At 39.0% G+C, this 18,293-nt stretch carries 18 protein-coding genes; 15 read left to right on the forward strand and 3 right to left on the reverse strand.

Annotated features, from left to right (window positions below; genetic code table 11):
- Positions 1 to 3 precede the first annotated feature (3 nt).
- The 6 genes from aroQ (at position 4) to prmA (ending at position 5,520) form a co-directional block, all read left to right on the forward strand.
- Positions 4 to 456, forward strand: a complete 453-nt coding sequence (aroQ, locus tag L4F91_RS01420) for a type II 3-dehydroquinate dehydratase (RefSeq protein WP_250363618.1) — start codon at positions 4 to 6, stop codon at positions 454 to 456.
- A 159-nt stretch (positions 457 to 615) separates the two neighbouring features.
- Positions 616 to 1,071 carry an acetyl-CoA carboxylase biotin carboxyl carrier protein gene (gene accB / locus L4F91_RS01425; RefSeq protein ID WP_395896859.1) on the forward strand — a complete coding sequence of 152 codons (456 nt, stop codon included), beginning with the start codon at positions 616 to 618 and terminating at the stop codon, positions 1,069 to 1,071.
- A gap of 57 nt (positions 1,072 to 1,128) precedes the next feature.
- Positions 1,129 to 2,475, forward strand: a complete 1,347-nt coding sequence (gene accC, locus L4F91_RS01430) for an acetyl-CoA carboxylase biotin carboxylase subunit (RefSeq protein ID WP_250350980.1) — start codon at positions 1,129 to 1,131, stop codon at positions 2,473 to 2,475.
- A 334-nt stretch (positions 2,476 to 2,809) separates the two neighbouring features.
- Positions 2,810 to 3,073 (forward strand): YhdT family protein, encoded by a 264-nt coding sequence (locus L4F91_RS01435; protein WP_250350979.1) that lies wholly within the window; start codon positions 2,810 to 2,812, stop codon positions 3,071 to 3,073.
- Complete coding sequence (panF, locus tag L4F91_RS01440) at positions 3,073 to 4,497, forward strand: sodium/pantothenate symporter (RefSeq protein ID WP_265762860.1); 1,425 nt, start codon at positions 3,073 to 3,075, stop codon at positions 4,495 to 4,497. Before L4F91_RS01435 ends, panF begins: the two co-directional genes overlap by 1 nt.
- Before the next feature lie 138 nt (positions 4,498 to 4,635).
- Complete coding sequence (prmA, locus tag L4F91_RS01445; RefSeq protein ID WP_395896862.1) at positions 4,636 to 5,520, forward strand: 50S ribosomal protein L11 methyltransferase; 885 nt, start codon at positions 4,636 to 4,638, stop codon at positions 5,518 to 5,520.
- A 37-nt stretch (positions 5,521 to 5,557) separates the two neighbouring features.
- On the opposite strand, the gene L4F91_RS01450 is transcribed toward prmA, so the two are convergent.
- The 3 genes from L4F91_RS01450 to L4F91_RS01460 form a co-directional block, all read right to left on the reverse strand.
- A complete protein-coding gene (locus L4F91_RS01450; protein WP_395896864.1) occupies positions 5,558 to 7,015 on the reverse strand; it encodes a surface lipoprotein assembly modifier in 1,458 nt (485 codons plus the stop codon).
- 54 nt (positions 7,016 to 7,069) lie between these two features.
- On the reverse strand, positions 7,070 to 7,864 hold the full coding sequence (locus L4F91_RS01455) for a Slam-dependent surface lipoprotein (protein WP_395896866.1): 795 nt from the start codon (positions 7,862 to 7,864) through the stop codon (positions 7,070 to 7,072).
- 130 nt (positions 7,865 to 7,994) lie between these two features.
- Positions 7,995 to 11,051: a TonB-dependent receptor domain-containing protein gene (locus L4F91_RS01460; protein ID WP_395896868.1), complete on the reverse strand. Its 3,057-nt coding sequence runs from the start codon at positions 11,049 to 11,051 to the stop codon at positions 7,995 to 7,997.
- Between the two features lie 313 nt (positions 11,052 to 11,364).
- Here L4F91_RS01460 and dusB point away from each other — a divergent pair, with 313 nt between their 5' ends.
- From dusB to pepE, 9 genes are all read left to right on the forward strand, one after another.
- Positions 11,365 to 12,363 (forward strand): tRNA dihydrouridine synthase DusB, encoded by a 999-nt coding sequence (gene dusB / locus L4F91_RS01465; RefSeq protein ID WP_250350973.1) that lies wholly within the window; start codon positions 11,365 to 11,367, stop codon positions 12,361 to 12,363.
- A complete protein-coding gene (fis, locus tag L4F91_RS01470; protein WP_103855173.1) occupies positions 12,344 to 12,643 on the forward strand; it encodes a DNA-binding transcriptional regulator Fis in 300 nt (99 codons plus the stop codon). Before dusB ends, fis begins: the two co-directional genes overlap by 20 nt.
- 691 nt (positions 12,644 to 13,334) lie before the next feature.
- Positions 13,335 to 13,550 (forward strand): IS3 family transposase, encoded by a 216-nt coding sequence (locus tag L4F91_RS01475; RefSeq protein ID WP_395896871.1) that lies wholly within the window; start codon positions 13,335 to 13,337, stop codon positions 13,548 to 13,550.
- Positions 13,486 to 14,862: a Trk system potassium transporter TrkA gene (gene trkA, locus L4F91_RS01480; protein ID WP_395896873.1), complete on the forward strand. Its 1,377-nt coding sequence runs from the start codon at positions 13,486 to 13,488 to the stop codon at positions 14,860 to 14,862. The genes L4F91_RS01475 and trkA overlap by 65 nt, the downstream gene beginning before the upstream one ends.
- Before the next feature lie 89 nt (positions 14,863 to 14,951).
- Positions 14,952 to 15,350: a large-conductance mechanosensitive channel protein MscL gene (gene mscL / locus L4F91_RS01485; RefSeq protein WP_395896875.1), complete on the forward strand. Its 399-nt coding sequence runs from the start codon at positions 14,952 to 14,954 to the stop codon at positions 15,348 to 15,350.
- A gap of 115 nt (positions 15,351 to 15,465) precedes the next feature.
- The gene (gene rraB / locus L4F91_RS01490) at positions 15,466 to 15,879 is read left to right on the forward strand and encodes a ribonuclease E inhibitor RraB (RefSeq protein ID WP_250363625.1); all 414 of its coding nucleotides are present in this window, start codon (positions 15,466 to 15,468) and stop codon (positions 15,877 to 15,879) included.
- A gap of 149 nt (positions 15,880 to 16,028) precedes the next feature.
- On the forward strand, positions 16,029 to 16,727 hold the full coding sequence (locus tag L4F91_RS01495) for an SIMPL domain-containing protein (RefSeq protein ID WP_395896877.1): 699 nt from the start codon (positions 16,029 to 16,031) through the stop codon (positions 16,725 to 16,727).
- 60 nt (positions 16,728 to 16,787) lie between these two features.
- Positions 16,788 to 17,396, forward strand: coding sequence for a peptidylprolyl isomerase (gene slyD / locus L4F91_RS01500; RefSeq protein WP_250350968.1), 609 nt, complete (start codon positions 16,788 to 16,790; stop codon positions 17,394 to 17,396).
- Between the two features lie 174 nt (positions 17,397 to 17,570).
- Positions 17,571 to 18,290 carry a dipeptidase PepE gene (gene pepE, locus L4F91_RS01505; protein ID WP_395896879.1) on the forward strand — a complete coding sequence of 240 codons (720 nt, stop codon included), beginning with the start codon at positions 17,571 to 17,573 and terminating at the stop codon, positions 18,288 to 18,290.
- The last annotated feature ends 3 nt before the right edge of the window (positions 18,291 to 18,293 follow it).

Below are 18,293 nucleotides of genomic sequence, written 5' to 3' on the forward strand. Positions count from 1 at the left end.
ATTATGTCAGCATCTGCACGAATTTTGTTACTGAATGGCCCAAATCTAAATATGTTAGGCAAGCGAGAACCTAAACATTATGGCACGCTTTCTTTATCTGCTATTGAACAACAAATGCAACAGCTTGCACAACAGCACGGCTTAGCATTAACCTGCTTTCAAGCAAATAGCGAAGAAAAACTGATAGATAAAATTCATCAAAGTTTTCAACAAATTGATTTTATTATTATTAATCCTGCTGCTTATACCCACACCAGTGTCGCACTACGCGATGCCTTATTAGCCGTCGCCATTCCGTTTGTTGAAGTCCATTTATCGAATATTCATAAACGCGAACCATTCCGCCATCATTCTTATTTTAGCGATGTGGCTGAAGGGGTGATTTGTGGTTTAGGGGCAAAAGGCTATGAATTTGCCTTCCATTATGCGTTGCAATATTTGCAAAATAAGGCATAAATTACGGAAATTTTAACGAAATTAACAGAATTTTATCGCCAAAAAGATTATTTTAAGGTAATCTTTGTGGCGGCAATTTAAGTTAAAAAAACACCGCACTTTGTTTTTCATAACGTCATTAAAGTGCGGTGAAAAATATTAACATTTTAGGAAAAAATTATGGATATTCGTAAAATTAAAAAACTTATCGAATTAGTTGAAGAATCAGGCATTATGGAGCTTGAGATTTCAGAAGGTGAAGAGTCTGTTCGTATTAATCGTGGCTCTCCTTCCTCAACAGCAGTGCAATATACGCTTCCTGCTGCAGCGCCTCAAGTTGCACCAGCGCCTGTTGCAGCGCCAACAGCTACTGTTGAGCCTCAGGCAAGCACCGAGGTTTCAGGTCATCAAGTTCGTTCACCAATGGTTGGAACCTTTTACCGTAGCCCAAGCCCTGATGCGAAACCGTTTGTAGAAGTGGGACAAAGCGTGAAAGTCGGTGATGCCTTGTGTATTGTTGAAGCAATGAAAATGATGAACCGTATTGAAGCAGATAAAGCCGGTGTGGTAAAAGCAATCCTAATTAATGACGGTGAACCGGTTGAATTTGATGAACCATTAATTGTTATCGAATAAATCATTTCTATTTAGGCGGAACAACATTCTGCCTAACAATTCTAAGAGATCATTCTTATGTTAGAAAAAGTTGTAATAGCCAACCGTGGAGAAATTGCCCTACGCATTTTACGTGCTTGTAAAGAGCTGGGTATCCGAACCGTTGCGGTTCACTCCACCGCAGATCGTGAATTAAAACACGTCTTATTAGCAGATGAAACCGTCTGCATCGGGCCTGCGCCTTCAACCAAAAGTTATTTAAATATCCCTGCGCTGATTGCGGCTGCAGAAGTTACGGGCGCAGATGCTATTCACCCGGGATATGGTTTTTTATCTGAAAATGCCGATTTTGCTGAACAAGTAGAGCGTTCGGGGTTCACCTTTATTGGCCCAACTGCCGATGTCATTCGTCTAATGGGGGATAAAGTTTCTGCCATTAACGCAATGAAAAAAGCGGGCGTGCCTTGCGTACCGGGTTCTGATGGCCCTGTTGGCAGTGATATGAAGAAAAACAAAGAAATTGCCAAACGCATTGGTTATCCTGTGATTATTAAAGCCTCTGGTGGCGGTGGCGGTCGTGGTATGCGTGTGGTGCGTGATGAACATTCTTTGGAAGAATCTATTGCAATGACTAAAGCCGAAGCAAAAGCCGCGTTCAACAACGATATGGTATATATGGAGAAATATTTAGAAAATCCACGCCATATTGAAATTCAAGTGCTGGCAGATACGCACGGCAATGCGGTTTATTTAGCAGAACGTGATTGCTCAATGCAACGTCGCCACCAAAAAGTAGTGGAAGAAGCGCCAGCGCCGGGGATTACTGAAGAAATGCGCCGTGATATTGGTTCACGTTGTGCAAAAGCCTGTGTAGAAATTGGCTACCGTGGTGCGGGGACGTTTGAATTCTTATATGAAAATGGCGAATTCTATTTCATCGAAATGAACACTCGTATTCAAGTTGAACACCCCGTTACAGAAATGATTACGGGCGTGGATTTGGTGAAAGAGCAATTATTAATTGCCTCAGGCTTACCACTTTCTATCAAACAAGAAGAGATTAAAGTGCGTGGACACGCTATTGAATGCCGTATCAATGCCGAAGATCCAAAAAGCTTCTTACCTTCTCCAGGGAAAATTAGCCATTTACACGCTCCCGGTGGTTTAGGGGTACGTTGGGATTCGCATATTTATACGGGCTATACCGTTCCGCCACATTATGATTCAATGATCGCAAAATTGATCACTTATGGCGATAACCGAGAAGTGGCCATCCGTCGTATGCAAAATGCCTTAGGTGAAACAATCATTAATGGCATTAAAACCAATATTCCACTCCACGATCTGATTTTATCGGATGAAAACTTCCAAAAAGGTGGTACAAATATCCACTATCTAGAGAAGAAATTAGGAATGCACGATTAATTCCATCATTCAATCCACAAGGCGTTTTAAATAACGCCTTTTTTATTACAGAATTTTGGGGGGGGGTAATCACTTTCTTTATTATTACGCGTAAAAAAAGTGCGGAGCAAAATTTACAAAATTTTGTTGTTTAATTTGAAATAACACAACATTGCCTTGCCTGATTTCAATCATTTAATCGACAATTTTCACGCTATTTAACGTGATTTTTGTCAATATATTTTGCTAAGATTAGGCACTGAGCAAATAACTCAATTCGTCTGAAATTTTGCTCGCGTGTTGCCGTATGAAAATTTAGCGATAAACATAACAAATTAGGAGAACAACAAAAGCGATGAAACAACATTCTCGTTATCAGCAAGCCACAAAAGAAGCGCGTTGGGCGTTTGGGCTGACCTTGCTTTATGTCGTGGGTTGGTGTTTATGTGCTTATTTACCCAAAGATTCTCAAGGACCGCTCGGTTTTCCACTCTGGTTTGAATTGGCTTGCATTTATTTGCCAGTGCTATTTATCGTGGTGGCTTATTGGGTGATAAAAATTGTGTATCAAGAGATTGATTTAGAAAATATTAAACTCGAAAACAAGGATGTTGAATAATGAATCTCGGTATTATTTTCCCTTTAGGTATTTACCTTGCTTTTGTGTTTGGTGCAGCAATTTATGCTTATACGAAACGTTCTAAAGGCGATTTCTTAACTGAATATTATGTTGGCAACCGCTCTATGACAGGCTTTGTACTTGCGATGACCACCGCATCCACCTATGCCAGCGCCAGCTCTTTTGTCGGAGGACCGGGCGCGGCGTATAAATTTGGTCTAGGTTGGGTATTACTGGCAATGATTCAAGTACCCGCAGTATGGCTGGCGCTTGGTGCGTTGGGGAAAAAGTTCGCCTTACTTTCTCGTGAAAGTAAAGCCTTAACAATCAATGACTTATTACTTTATCGTTATAAAAATAAATATTTAGTCTGGATTTCTTGTATTGCATTATTAATTGCTTTCTTTGCCGCAATGACCGTGCAATTTATTGGCGGTGCGCGCTTGCTGGAAACCACTATTGGCATTAGTTATACCAATGCGTTACTGATTTTTGCCGTTACAGTGGGGCTTTATACCTTTATTGGTGGATTTCGTGCGGTGGTACTGACGGATACCATTCAAGGAACGGTAATGATTCTTGGCACGATTATTTTACTTGGGGCAACGATCTATGCCGCGGGGGGAATTGAAAGTGCGGTGCAAAAACTCAATGAAATTGACCCGCACTTAACCAGTCCTTATGGGCCAAATGAGATGTTAGGCTTTCAATTTATGGCCTCTTTCTGGGTTTTGGTATGTTTTGGCGTAGTCGGCTTGCCTCATACGGCGGTGCGTTGTATGGCGTTTAAAGACAGTAAAGCTTTGCACAATGGAATGTTAATTGGCACGATTGTTTTAGCGTTAGTGATGTTGGGTATGCATCTTTCTGGTGCATTAGGGCGCGCAATTTTACCCGCGTTAGACGTGCCGGATCAGGTGATCCCAACGTTAATGTTACAAGTGCTTCCGCCAATTGTCGCGGGTATTTTCCTTGCTGCACCAATGTCTGCCATTATGTCCACGATTGATGCGCAGCTCATTCAATCCTCATCTATTTTTGTTAAGGATTTATATCTCAGCACCAAGCCTGAAATGGCACAAAATCAAAAAAAGATTAGCTGGTTTTCTTCAATTATTACGTTAATTTTAACCGCACTTTTGATCTTGGCGGCGTTAAATCCGCCAAAAATGATTATTTGGTTAAACCTTTTCGCCTTTGGTGGTTTGGAAGCCGCTTTTTTATGGGTGATCGTGTTGGGATTATATTGGCAGAAAGCCAATGCCGTTGGTGCAATTTGCTCAATGGTAGTGGGCTTAACCACTTATGTAGGCTTAACCGCCGCAAGTATTAAACTATTTGATTTTCACGCCATTGTGCCGTCTTTATTATTTGGCTTAATCGCTTTTCTGATCGGTAACAAGTTTGGTGAAAAATCTCAATAATATCGTCATTTGAGTTGACAATAATACCGGATAGGCTCGCCGCATACGCGCTGAATAGTACGCCGCGAGCTATCTTATTTGATTTCCAATTTAAACGGCTCTTATTTATTAACCTTTTTATTTTAGTAAGGAAAAATTATGGCTTGGGTTCAAATCCGCATTAATAGTACCAATCAACAAGCGGAAACAATTAGTGATTATTTAGAAGAAATTGGTTCAGTTTCGGTAACCTTTATGGATAGCCAAGATACCCCGATTTTTGAACCACTTCCCGGTGAAACGCGTTTGTGGGGGAACACCGATGTGATCGCCTTATTTGATGCCGAAACCGATATGCAACAGATTGTTGCTTTACTCAAAAGTGCGGGGCATTTAAGTAAAGAAACTGCCTATAAAATCGAACAAATTGAAGATAAAGATTGGGAACGTGAATGGATGGACAATTTCCACCCAATGCAGTTTGGTAAACGTTTATGGATTTGCCCAAGCTGGCGAGACGTTCCCGATCAAAATGCGGTAAATGTTATGCTTGATCCGGGACTAGCCTTTGGAACAGGCACGCACCCAACGACGGCGCTTTGCTTAGAATGGCTAGATAGCTTAGATTTAAGCAATAAAACCGTCATTGATTTTGGCTGCGGTTCCGGGATTTTAGCCATTGCCGCCCTAAAATTAGGGGCGAAAAATGCGATTGGTATTGATATTGACCCACAAGCGATTTTAGCCAGTCGCAATAATGCAGAACAAAATGGCGTGAGCGACCGCCTACAACTCTTTTTAGCTAAAGATGCACCAGCGGATTTGCAAGCTGATGTTGTTGTCGCTAACATTTTGGCTGGTCCATTAAAAGAACTTGCGCCGGCTATCACTCAATTAGTCAAACCACAAGGTTTACTTGGTTTATCGGGCATTTTAGAAACGCAAGCTCAATCAGTTTGCCAAGCTTACGAAAATCAATTTATCCTAGAGCCAGTGGCAATCCGCGAAGAATGGTGCAGAATTACGGGAAAGGCTGGTAAGTAAGATGTAAGTGCTGAAATTTATTTTCAGCACTATAAATTTAAAAAATGAAATGCAAATTAAATTGTAATTCAGTTTGTTTATAAGAATAAAGCCAATCTACATTACTACGATTAATTGTTCTTTTTATGATTAAATTTGGTGTGAGTTTTTCATAAAAGATGTTAGGGAACGCTAAGATAGCTTGATAAATTAATTGGTTATCTTTTCTTTTGGTTTCTAAAATGGCATTGTATCGTAAATAATTAGTTCGCTTTATTGAAGCCAGTAATGTCAGGTTTAGTTTTTCATTAAATTGGTGATAAAGACCAAATCTTGTGCCAAGCATTTTATAGGCATTTGTTTTGTCTGTAACATTGCGGTATTTCCCATCACCTCCTATAAAGAGCGTGGTATTATAATGAGGCGTGTAATACCAAGTTGTATATAAAGATGAAATACCTGCATTTTCTACCGCACTATAATTTGAATTATAAGATAAATGTTTGTACTCAAGTTGTACATTGAGAAAATGTTTTTTTAAAAGAGATTGCATCCATCCTAAATGTCCTCCAAAAGCGTGGTAATAACGCTTATTAGCAAACAATTCATATTCAAAAAGAGGGGAAATAATAAGCTCTCTTTTCGCATCTTGAAAAGTATATCCAATATGTGTTTTAAATGTGGTATCATTATATTCTTGAGCCATTGGATAATATTGTCCTTCGCTATTGAAATAAATATTTATTCCGTGATTCCCTATTAAATTAAAATGTCTATTTAGGTTAAGCTCATATCCCCAACCTTTTGCGTTAATTACTTTAGGGGTGGCTCGTTGAACGATGCAAGTGGAGCCAGAAAATAATAGACAGCGATAATGTTCTGGGGATTGATTGATATTTTTTTGATAGCGATAACCAACACGTAATTCACCGTGCCATTGCTCCCGTTCTTTTAAAACTTGTAAATATTCCTTTAATAATGCGTTCACTTCATTAGGTAAGGGCATTTGAACGAGCTGAGAAAACAGCTTACTGGCTTCTTTATTCTTTTTATTTTCAAATAGAATGCGTGCTAAATCTAATTGCCCCCGTAAAAAAGTAGGTTCAGATTCTAATAATTTTTGATATTCTGCTTCCGCTTTAATTAATTCACCCCGCTGGCGGGCGAGCGCCCCTTGGGCGAACCATACCAGTTCTTTTCTATGCTGGGGAAATTGGCGATATTGCTGTAAAAATTTTTCTGCATAATGCCAAAGTTGTTGATTTACCGCAATATAAAGAGCTTGTCCTACATCGGCTTCAGTATTCGCTACAGAAAAAGATTGTCCATCTAAGGTGATTTCATTTTCTTTCTGGTTATTTGGAAATGGGAATAACGCTGCTTCTTTTTGTTGTTGATTGATTTTTTGTTGGGAGTTTTGCCATAGTTGCAGACCTTGTTCTGTATTTTCATTTGCATAGCTTGGCAAAGCCCTGAGAAAGGCAACGCCCAACAAAATTAAAAAATAGTTTTTCATAGGCTTTAACATCTAATAAAAATAGGAAAAAGGGGGAAGGCTCCCCCTATGAATTTATTTATTTTTGCTACCACCAAAGGCAGTGTCATATTGGTTATCGGCAAATTTAGCGTACCCCGCTAATGCAGCGGCGTCTTTACCAAAGAATTGTCCGCTGGTCGTACCATCGACTACACCATTTGCAAAGGCATCTCCCTTGAAACTTGCATTTTGCTTATTAATTTTTGCATCAATTTCAATTTCAAGATCTCTTCTTGCCATAGTTCCTTCTAGCGTACCTTTCTCAAAGTCAGCATTAAATTGCCCTTTCAATACCCCTTTATTAAGATCATTGTTGTTATTGATACCTGTTACAGTATAAGTGGCTTTACCGCCTTTTGGTAAGGCGACGGTTTTCTCATTTCCTGCATAATACACCACGCGCTCTTTTGTCGCATCGGCATCACGCGCCACCCATTCGCCATAATACAGCTCTTGCTCGCCCACTTTTTTGAACGCAAAGTTGCCGAGTTTATTATGGAATCCAGGTACCCAGCTTGGCATATTGTTCATTTTAAGTACGACCACATTATCATTATCGACACCACCAAAAGCACGCATCCATTGAGTGTTTTTGGTAATTTTCGTTAAGGATTTAAAGCTCGTCACTTTAGAGGTGACACCTTTAACTTTTACACCGGGTAAACCACCTTCATCAGAATGAAACCAACCATTATGTGCTGCGGATGGATTTGCTACAGATAAATTAGCACTGCCGTTAGAAATACCTGAAGTAACAGCCCCTTGAGCGGATAGGCAAGCAAATAGGGTTACACTAAGTGCGGTCATTTTTAAAGAAATATTTTTCATACTCTTTTCCTTTTTGAGAATGGGGATGTTCCCCGTTTTATTGGCATCATTCTGATGCGTTTTGGTCATTTCCCTGTTGTGTGAGAGCGAAGGGAAATGACCGCTTTTTTAACCCCAGCCAAAGCTGAAATTAAAATTTCGCAGTTAATCCCAATTTAAATGTTCTCCCTGGTGCGGGGATCATTGAACGTGTCATTGGATCAAGATAATAGCGATCAGTTAAATTAGTACCTGTGAACTCAACGGTTAGATTTGGTGAAAATTGATATTTAATATAAGCATCGACTACTAACACAGGTTGCCAATACATTGGTCTATTCCAACCTAAGTCAATTTTTTCATTTGTAGAGAGGTTTTCATTGAGTTCAAATAATCTTGCTTCTTCTTTATTGACAGCTTTGCTGTGATAAAGCCAGCGGCTACCAATTTCTAATTTACGATCAAAGAAACGTCCACCTAGATTCGCCGTAATGGAATATTTTGGTTGTAATTGGGTGCGTAAATACCCCCAAGGGAAGCCGCCCGTCATACAATGTGGTACGCGCATTGCAACGGGATCCATTTCCACTGCCATATCCGCATCACAAACTTTATTTTTAAGGTTATAAGACACGCCAAAATCAGCAAAATAGTCGCCGTTATCATAGCGGGCTTGAAGTTCTATGCCATCAACAACCCGTTTATCTAATTGAACAAAACGGAAATCTGTATTACGGTCGATGACATTTTTAGTGACATTGTGGTAATAGCTGAATTTTACATCTGCTTTGGTAGGTGTGCTAAATAAGGAACTAAAATCATAGGCATAGCCTACCTCAATATTTTTAGCACGTTCAGGCTTTAAGCGGGCATCTTTGAAACGCGCATTAGTATCTGCACTGGCGGAAAAGCCAACGGTATCTTCAAAAATACTTGGCATACGGGCATATTGTGTATAACGAAGATATACCCTGGAATTATCCGTTAAAAATGCCGTTGCCGAAAATGCAGGTGCAAAAGCGTGAGCACGATGTTTTTCCACTTTTTTTAATTTATCGCTTTCTTTTAAAGGTTGATAATGCTCTCCTAAAGAGCTGTTAACATATTTGTCAGTTACTTTTCCTGTGACTGGATTAATCACTGTTTCATTTTTTAGTGTGCCATTATAAAAAGGATTATCTTCTTTATGTAAACGACCATCACTATGGAAATCTATATCTACAGAATGTTTTCTAATAATGCCATCCTCTTTTAAAGTGGTCCAATCTCCGCTTTCCCCTAAAAGTGCATCAAGTTTATCAACGATTTCTCTATCTTTCTTTCTGTACTCTGGATCTCTACGATATCTGTTACCTAATCTGTTTTTATACTCATCTCTTAAGTTATCTTTTTCTGTCATTAATTGTTGGTATTGATTCCAAATATCTTGTGAAACAATTTCATCAAAAGATAGTGTTTTACCAATAGAAATTTGTCTAGGGCGAGTTGGATTATCTTCATAAGGTTTATAAAGTACCCCTGATTTAACCAATCTATCTAAATAATCATCATAAGACCAATATTCATTATAACGAGCCCCAGCAGTCAGCATTAACCAATTAGTTGGGCGATAGTTAAAATTAAAGGCAATATCCCACTCTTGTCGACGCCCCATTCTTGCAGGGCTTTCATAGATGCTATTTGGGTTTGGTTGTGATTTTAGGTGATCACTAGTGAGGCGTTCTTTTTGAAATGAGCCAGAAAGGGTTAAATCCAATTTATCTGTCAAATGCATTTGATTGCTGAGGTTAAATCCTTTTCGGGTGTTATAAGCATTAGATTGTGCAGCATTGACAAAATTATATTTGCCATTGGTATTCGGGTGCGTTTTGCTCCATTCTGCCTGTTCGGCTTTCATACAATTTAAATCAAATTGATTCATAAACTCATCTGGCGTGGAGTTAGCAAGATCCTCCTCATTCATTGGTCTATAGCATTTTTGCATTGCAATCCCCATAAATTCATTATCTAGCTCATTTGGCTCTCGAGGATTACCGCCAGAGGTATTGGTATCGCTAATAGTGCGTGTGTACCATATCCCCGCTTTTAAATTAATCAATGGGTTATCGGGGTTATAATGATAATCAGCGTTAAAAGCGTGCTGAGTTACCGTGGCTAAAGGCCATTGAGGCACGCGGTCATAAAATTTTGAAAAATCTAGACGAGAAGGCATAATCTCGCCATAAGTCATTTTAGTATGACGGTAGCCCAGTTTGAGTTCTTGTTTATCAGTGAATCGCCAAGTATTCTTTAATAAATAAGACTCCATTGTACTTGAGGTATTCGGGATTTCGGTATGGGGGCGATAAATTGAGGCAGCAAAAGGTAAATTCGGCTCCATTTGTTTTAACTCACGTCCCGATTTTTCATCAAGGCTCCCTTCGTAACGATGAGAACTACCTTGCCCGGATAGATAATTGCCCTTACTGCGATAACTATAAGCGGCTAGCAGATCAAATTTTTCTTCACGCAATCCAACGGCTAAACGCATTGCATTATCTTTGCCCCATTCTCCTTTAGTTTTAGGCTTGACCAAGGTAGTAGGAAGGAAATCACCTGGGAAAGGATCATACATACGAGAATCTTCACCTAAGTGCAGGTTATTAGGATGTTCTTTGACTGAGTTATTACTCGCTTCAAGTTTTAATTCCACACCGACTTTTTGATTGGGAGCCACAATATCATCAACATCAATGGTACGCATTTTAACCGTCCCACCAATGCCACTTGCCGTTCCTGCCGCTAACGCTGGCCCTTTTTCAATGGTGATGCCACCAATTAAATTCGGATCAAGATAATTTCGATTATTTGCCCCGTTGTAACCGCGCCAAGTTGTAATTGCCTGCTCTGTGCCATCAATTGTTACAGGAATACGCCCCTGTCCTTGCACGCCACGAATATTTGGATCAACGGCACCACTATTGCGCGCATCACCACTGTACACCCCATTAAAGGCTTGAAACAGATCCGCAGGGGCCGCCCCTTTATAGCGTTCCACGGTTTCTTTATCAGAATACATATTGGTGATATTACGTAAATAGATTTCGTCTTTTTTCTGCTCCGTTTGAGTTTCCGCTTTACTTTTGATTACAATCGTTTCTAATTCCTCTGCATTTACTATAGTATTTAAACAAAATATGAATGATAAATAACACTTTTTAAATTTCATTATTAATCCCCTTTTATTAAAATGATAATCATTATCAATTTAATGATAAAAAATAATTCTCGAAAATACAACTGAATACTTATAAATGAGTATAACTCTGCTAGTTATGATTAATGGTTATTACCGGAGGGGATGTTTTTTCATTTTTCTGAGCAATTAATAGACCTAAATCAAATCAATTGAAAAAAATGAATTTTGTATAAAAATTATGCTTTGCAAATGGGGCAAAAGTGCGTATCATAGCACGCCTTGCCCGTAGGGGCGGGCGATGAGTTGTATGTCAAAGGTAGTAATGTGTTAAAGGAAGGCAACAATGCGAATTGGTCATTATCAATTAAAAAACCGTATTTTGCTTGCACCGATGGCAGGTATTACTGACCAACCTTTTAGGCGCCTTTGTGCGAATTATGGGGCAGGATTAACGTTTTCAGAAATGATGGCAAGTAATCCTCGTGTCTGGCATACAGAAAAATCGAAACAACGTCTTGCGTATCATCAAGATGTCGGCATCAACGCCGTGCAAATTGCGGGATCCGATCCGCAGGAAATGGCACAAGCTGCACAAGTGAATGTGGGCTATGGGGCAGAAATTATTGACATCAATATGGGCTGTCCTGCAAAGAAGGTGAATCGTAAATTGGCAGGTTCTGCGCTTTTACAATATCCTGATTTAGTCCAACAGATTCTTGAAGCCGTGGTTCGTGCTGTGGATGTGCCTGTAACACTAAAAATTAGAACAGGCTGGGATCGACAAAATCGAAACTGTGTGGAAATCGCTAAAATTGCCGAACAAGCTGGCATTCAAGCACTGACTATTCACGGGCGTACGCGTGAATGTTTATTTGAGGGCGAAGCGGAATACGACAATATTAAAGCGGTGAAACAACAGGTTTCCATCCCCGTGATTGCCAATGGCGATATTACATCAGCACAAAAAGCCCAAGATGTACTCAATTACACAGGCGCTGATGCAATAATGATTGGGCGTGGTGCATTAGGTCAGCCTTGGCTATTTCAGTCTGTGGCAGATTTAATAGAAAACAGCTCAATAACTTCAGAACCAAGCTTAGAAGAAAAGTGCGGTGTTATTTTGCGACATATTCAGGCACTTCATCAGTTTTATGGTGAAGAAAAGGGGTATCGCATTGCACGCAAGCACGTAGCTTGGTATTTACAGGGAATTCAACCTAATTCCAGTTTTAGACAGACTTTTAATGCCATTACGAATGCAAAAGAGCAAATAACAGCATTGAAAGAATTTTTTAATTTGATTTTATTGGATAAGAACAACAATGTTAGAACAACAACGTAATCCAGCCGAAGCACTCACTGTTTCAGTATTAAACTCACAATCACAAGTAACAAATAAGCCACTTCGTGATTCTGTGAAACAAGCAATTAGAAATTATTTAGCACAATTAGATGGTCAAGATGTGGACGATCTTTATGAGTTAGTGTTGTCAGAGGTTGAACACCCTATGCTTGATATGATTATGCAATATACCCGTGGTAATCAAACTCGTGCCGCCACAATGTTAGGTATCAACCGTGGTACATTACGTAAAAAATTAAAAAAATACGGTATGGGCTGATAATTTCAGGTTTTAAATAAAATGACACTGATCTGCTCCCCAAAAGTTGGACCACATCCAATAATTAAGGAGCAGATTTTTTATGGCAAAACATTATTCAACAGCATTTGCATTACGCGCGATTTCGTTAGTCTCTGTTCAAGGTATGAATCTGAATCAGACGACAAACTATTACGGTCTCTCTTACTTTCGCTAAATTATGGTTTAGTTGTAACGCATTAGAAAAGTGATATTGATTGGCTTATTCGCTAGCCTAATCGGAGAAATAAGATGTGATTCCTCAAACCAAACCGCCTGTCAAAGCCGATAAAAAACCTTTTTTACAAGAGATTGAATACTCTTACCAGAAGAATATCTATTTAAAAAAGTTCTTTGAACTCAGAAGTATCAAGCTCAAGCGGAAAAATATACCATCGTTCGAGAACGAAGGAAGCAATCTCTCTTTTCCATATTACTGAAGATGACAAATCTGTCTCACCATACCTTTTAACTATTTGGGGGTTCGTATTGAAGATATTCAAGGAAGCGTTATAAATTCGTTTCTCTTGCACACTGATTCATAGCGACTAAGGTTGGCGCTATCAGGTGGCAGTGTGGCACGAAATACTCGTAGTGAAAAATACCTTAAAGTCAGTTCATAGCATAAGCCATAAGGGGAATTGGTATAATAAGATGGTAGAGAGTTTTTAGTATGGTGAAGTTCGAATGTTTTTACCTGAATTGCTTTGCCAATGTGTCAGAGATGGAGGTAGCGCTACACGAGTATATTCGCTATTATAACAAGCAATGGATTAAATCCGCATTAAATAACTTGAACTTAGTGCAATACAGAGATCACAACAATGAAAATCATTATTTTAGGCGCAGGGCAGGTAGGGACAACATTGGCAGCCAATTTGGTCAGTGAAGATAACGATATTACGCTTGTCGATAATGAAGCAGAACGTTTACTTGCGTTACAAGATAAGCACGACTTGCGTGTCGTGAATGGGATTGCGTCATCACCGAGAGTCTTGCGTGAAGCAGGTGCAGCGGATGCAGATTTAGTCGTGGCAGTAACTAATTCAGACGAAACCAATATGATTGCGTGCCAAGTGGCTTATACTTTGTTTAATACACCAACGAAAATTGCACGTATTCGGAGTACAGACTATTTACGTGAAAAAAATAAATTATTTCAATCAGATGTTATCCCGATCGATCATATTATATCCCCTGAAAAATTAGTGACTGATGAAATCGTTCGCTTGATTGACTATCCGGGGGCGCTACAAGTTTCTCATTTTGCCGAAGGGCGGATTAGTATCGTGGTGGTGAAAGCCTATTATGGGGGGCCATTGGTAGGATATGCCCTATCAATGTTAAAAGAGCATTTGCCACATATTGATTGCCGTGTCGTGTCTATTTTGCGACAGGATAAAGTGATTCGCCCACAAGGATCAACCATTATTGAAGCGGGGGATGAAGTTACCTTTATTTGTGCCACAATTCATATTAAAGCCATTATGAGTGAATTACAGCGTCTAGAAAAACCTTATAAACGCATTATGATTATTGGTGGTGGGAATGTTGGAAGTGGGGTTGCAAAACGTTTGGAAGAACAATGCTCAGTAAAATTAATTGAGCGAAATCAGGAGCGTGCAACTATTTTGGCAGAAAGGCTATCAAAAACATTAGTTTTTCATGGAGATGCTTCAGATCAGTCGCTTTTATTTGAAGAGCACATAGAAAATATTGATGTTTTTCTTTCGCTCACCAGTGATGATGAGGCTAACATTATGTCTGCATTATTGGCAAAACGGCTTGGTGCGAAAAAGGCAATGGTACTGATTCAACGAATGGCATACATTAATTTATTGCAAGGAGGCACGTTAGACATTGTGGTTTCTCCTCAACAAGCCACGATTTCTGCCTTATTGGGGCATATTCGTAAAGGGGATATAGGGAATGTTGTTTCTTTACGTCATGGTGTTGCGGAGGTCTTAGAGATTATTGTGCATGGGGAGGCTAGCTCTTCTAATGTAATTGGACGCAAAATATCTGAAATTAAACTTCCTGCAGGCGCGATTATTGGTGCAATATTACGTGGTGAAGATGTGATGGTTGCGAGAAAAGGGTTAGTGATTGAGGAAAACGATCACATTATAGTATATGTGAGTGATAAAAAACATATTCCAGAGGTAGAAAAATTATTCCAACCTAGTGCATTTTTTATCTAAAAATGAAAAAAAGTGCTGTACTTATTGTTTTTAGTTCATATAATAGCCGCCGCTGATTAATCCTTTCAGCCTTTATTTAGGAGTATTTTATGAGTTTTATGAAAGAGTTCCGCGAATTTGCAATGCGTGGAAATGTGGTGGATATGGCAGTCGGTGTGGTTATCGGTGGAGCATTTGGTAAAATTGTAAGTTCATTCGTGGGCGATGTGATTATGCCAGTATTAGGCTTATTCACTGGTGGCGTAGATTTCAAAAATTTACACCTTGTACTAAAAGAAGCTGTGGGCGATGTGCCAGCAGTAACGTTAAACTACGGTGTATTCGTACAAAATATCGTTGACTTCGTGATCATTGCATTTGCAATTTTCTTAGTTGTGAAAGGAATGAACAAAATGAAGAAACCAGCAGAAGAGCCAGAAGCAGCACCTGCTGAGCCTTCAAATGAAGAAAAATTATTAACTGAAATCCGTGATTTATTAAAAAAATAATTCGCTGAATAGAAAAAATCTTCCTTATAAATAGGAAGATTTTTTTTATCCTAAATTTGGATAACGTAGTAAAATAAGGGCATATATTTACTTTACACACAAAAGGAGAAATCCAATGACTAACATTCCGCATATTGAAGATGCGCAAACAGAAACGCGTGAAATTATTCAGAATTTACTCAATGACGGTAGCGATCCTGAAGCACTTTATATTATTGAGCATCATATTTCTCATAATGATTTTGAACAATTAGAAAAAATTGCTGTTGATGTATTTAAGGCTGGCTATGAAGTGTCTGATGCAGAAGAGTGGGAAGAGGAAGAAACTGGCAAGATCTTTTATTCCTTTGATGCTATTAGCGAAATTGAATTAAAGGCTGAATTAATTGATGCACAACAAAAAGAATTATTTCCACTTATCGCTAAATTCAATGGCATTTATGACGGCTGGGGAACATATTTTGAAGATCCTAATGCTGAAGACGATGAATATGGCGAAGATGGTGAATTTTTTGATGATGAAGAATAAGATTGCGCAAAATTTTTAAAAATCACACCGCACTTTATTTTCAGCAAAATATAAGTGCGGTGCTTTTTTATGGATTTTTTTATCTTCGGAACTATTTGCATTTTTTTCTGTCGATATAGCAATAAATCAATTAATTTATAAGGAATTTTATGCGTTTAAAACAACTTACTTTTGCCTTAATGGCATTACCATTATCGTTATCTACCTATGCTGCAGAGAATACTCATAATATAGTGAGTTTTTCTGTTGATGTTGAAAAAGAACTTTCGCATGATTTACTCCAAGCCACCTTGTTTACCCAAGCGGAAAACAAAGATCTTGCGTTGGCGAATAAAGAAGTGAGCAATAAAATTAATCAAGCCTTTGAGATATTAAAATCCTATCCGGACGTTGAATTAAGTGATAATTCACGTAGTACACAAGTCCGTTATAACAGTGATGGCAAGCAAAATGGCTGGATTGCGCGCGCCCAGCTAATATTGCAAAGTAAAAATAATGAAGCCTTATCTAATGCAATGACGAAACTTAATGGTATTTTGGCAATTGAATATGTAAACTCTCAAGTGTCTTCTGCTGCAATTAATCGAGTTGAAGATGAAATGACAAAACAGGCGCTTGAACAATTAAACCGCAAGGCAAACTTAATTCAACAATCACTTGGCGCGAAAGGTTATAAAATTGTGGAATTAAATATTCGCACCCCAATGGAAAGCGGACGCTTTGTGGCTCGCCCTTATGCTATGGCGAAAATGGCAAGTTCAATGTCGAATGATGAGGTGCAATTAGGCAACGGCAAAGCTAACGTAAGAGCAAGCATTGAGGCAAAAATTCAGCTAGTTCAGGAATAATGACAGCCAGCCCCATTTCTTATACAATGAGGCGATTTTAACAAGCCAACGAGGTTATCAATGAAAGTTGCAAAAAATGTGGTGGTGAGCATTGCTTACCAAGTTCGTACTGAAGATGGAGTATTAGTTGATGAAGCTCCAGTCAATCAGCCTTTAGAATATTTACAAGGGCATAATAATTTAGTCATTGGCTTAGAGAAAGCCCTAGAAGGTAAATCTGTTGGTGATAAATTTGAAGTTCGCGTAAAACCAGAGGAAGGTTACGGGGAATATAATGAAAATCTTGTTCAACGTGTACCAAAAGATGTGTTTGTTGGTGTCGATGAGCTTGTCGCTGGAATGCGTTTTATCGCCGATACCGATGTAGGGCCATTACCTGTTGTGATCACGGAAGTAGGTGAGAATGATGTGGTTGTCGATGGTAATCATATGCTCGCAGGACAAGAATTATTATTTGATGTAGAAGTTGTTGCAACACGTGAAGCAACCTTAGAGGAAATCGCACACGGTCATATCCACCAAGAGGGCGGTTGCTGTGGTGGACATGGTGATAGCGATGAAGAAGGACACGGCTGTGGTTGTGGCGGTCATCACCATCATCATAACCACGATCACCACCATCATCACGATGGTGAAGGTTGCTGCGGAAATGGCGGCTGTAAGCATTAAGGCTAGAGAATTATGTTGAACCACGCAAATCGCGTGGTTTTTTTATGATCTTTCTCAAGAAATCTTATTTTTCATTCTTGATTTTATTTCTTTTTTATTCTGACTACGCATAATAGAGAAATACGAATCACCTAATATTAGGTATTAATTGAACACTTTTATAAGGAGAAAAACATGAAAAAGATGTTATTAATGAGTGGCTCAAAATATAAAGATACAGGTTATTTGGTACATTGTATGCCGTGGCTAAAAACTTTTCTTTCTGAATACCGAGGAAAAACCATTGGATTTGTCCCTTATGCCGGTGTCAGCCGTAGCTATGATGAATATGAAAATGGAGTAAAACAAGCACTTGCTGAATTAGAGATGGATATTATTTCTGTTCATCGAGGAAAAACACACCTCGATATTATCGAACAAGCTGATGTGATCGCAATTGGTGGCGGTAACACGTTCTGCTTGCTTAATGGATTGTATGAGCATCATTTATTGGATGCGATTCGCCAGAAAGTACAACAAGGCACGCCTTATTTTGGTTGGAGCGCTGGTGCCAATGTGGCTGGTAAAAGTATTATGACAACCAATGATATGCCAATTCTTTATCCCCCTTCCTTTGATGCTTTAAATCTATTTCCTCACCAAATTAATCCACACTTTATTTCAGGTAAAATAGCAGGACATAATGGTGAAAGTCGTGAAGAGCGTTTAGCGGAGTTTTTAATGATTAATCCTGAATCACAGGTTTACGCATTGCCTGAAGGCACGGCATTGCATATTCAGGGGCAACAAGCAAGTGTACTAGATATTAGCCAAGCACAGCAAAGTGCGGTGTTAAAATTGAGCAAAAATGGGGCTTGTCAGTCTTACCTCGCTGGATCGATTTTTAATTATTAAGGA

The sequence above is a fragment of the Avibacterium sp. 20-126 genome, from assembly GCF_044358625.1.
Lineage (GTDB): Bacteria > Pseudomonadota > Gammaproteobacteria > Enterobacterales > Pasteurellaceae > Avibacterium.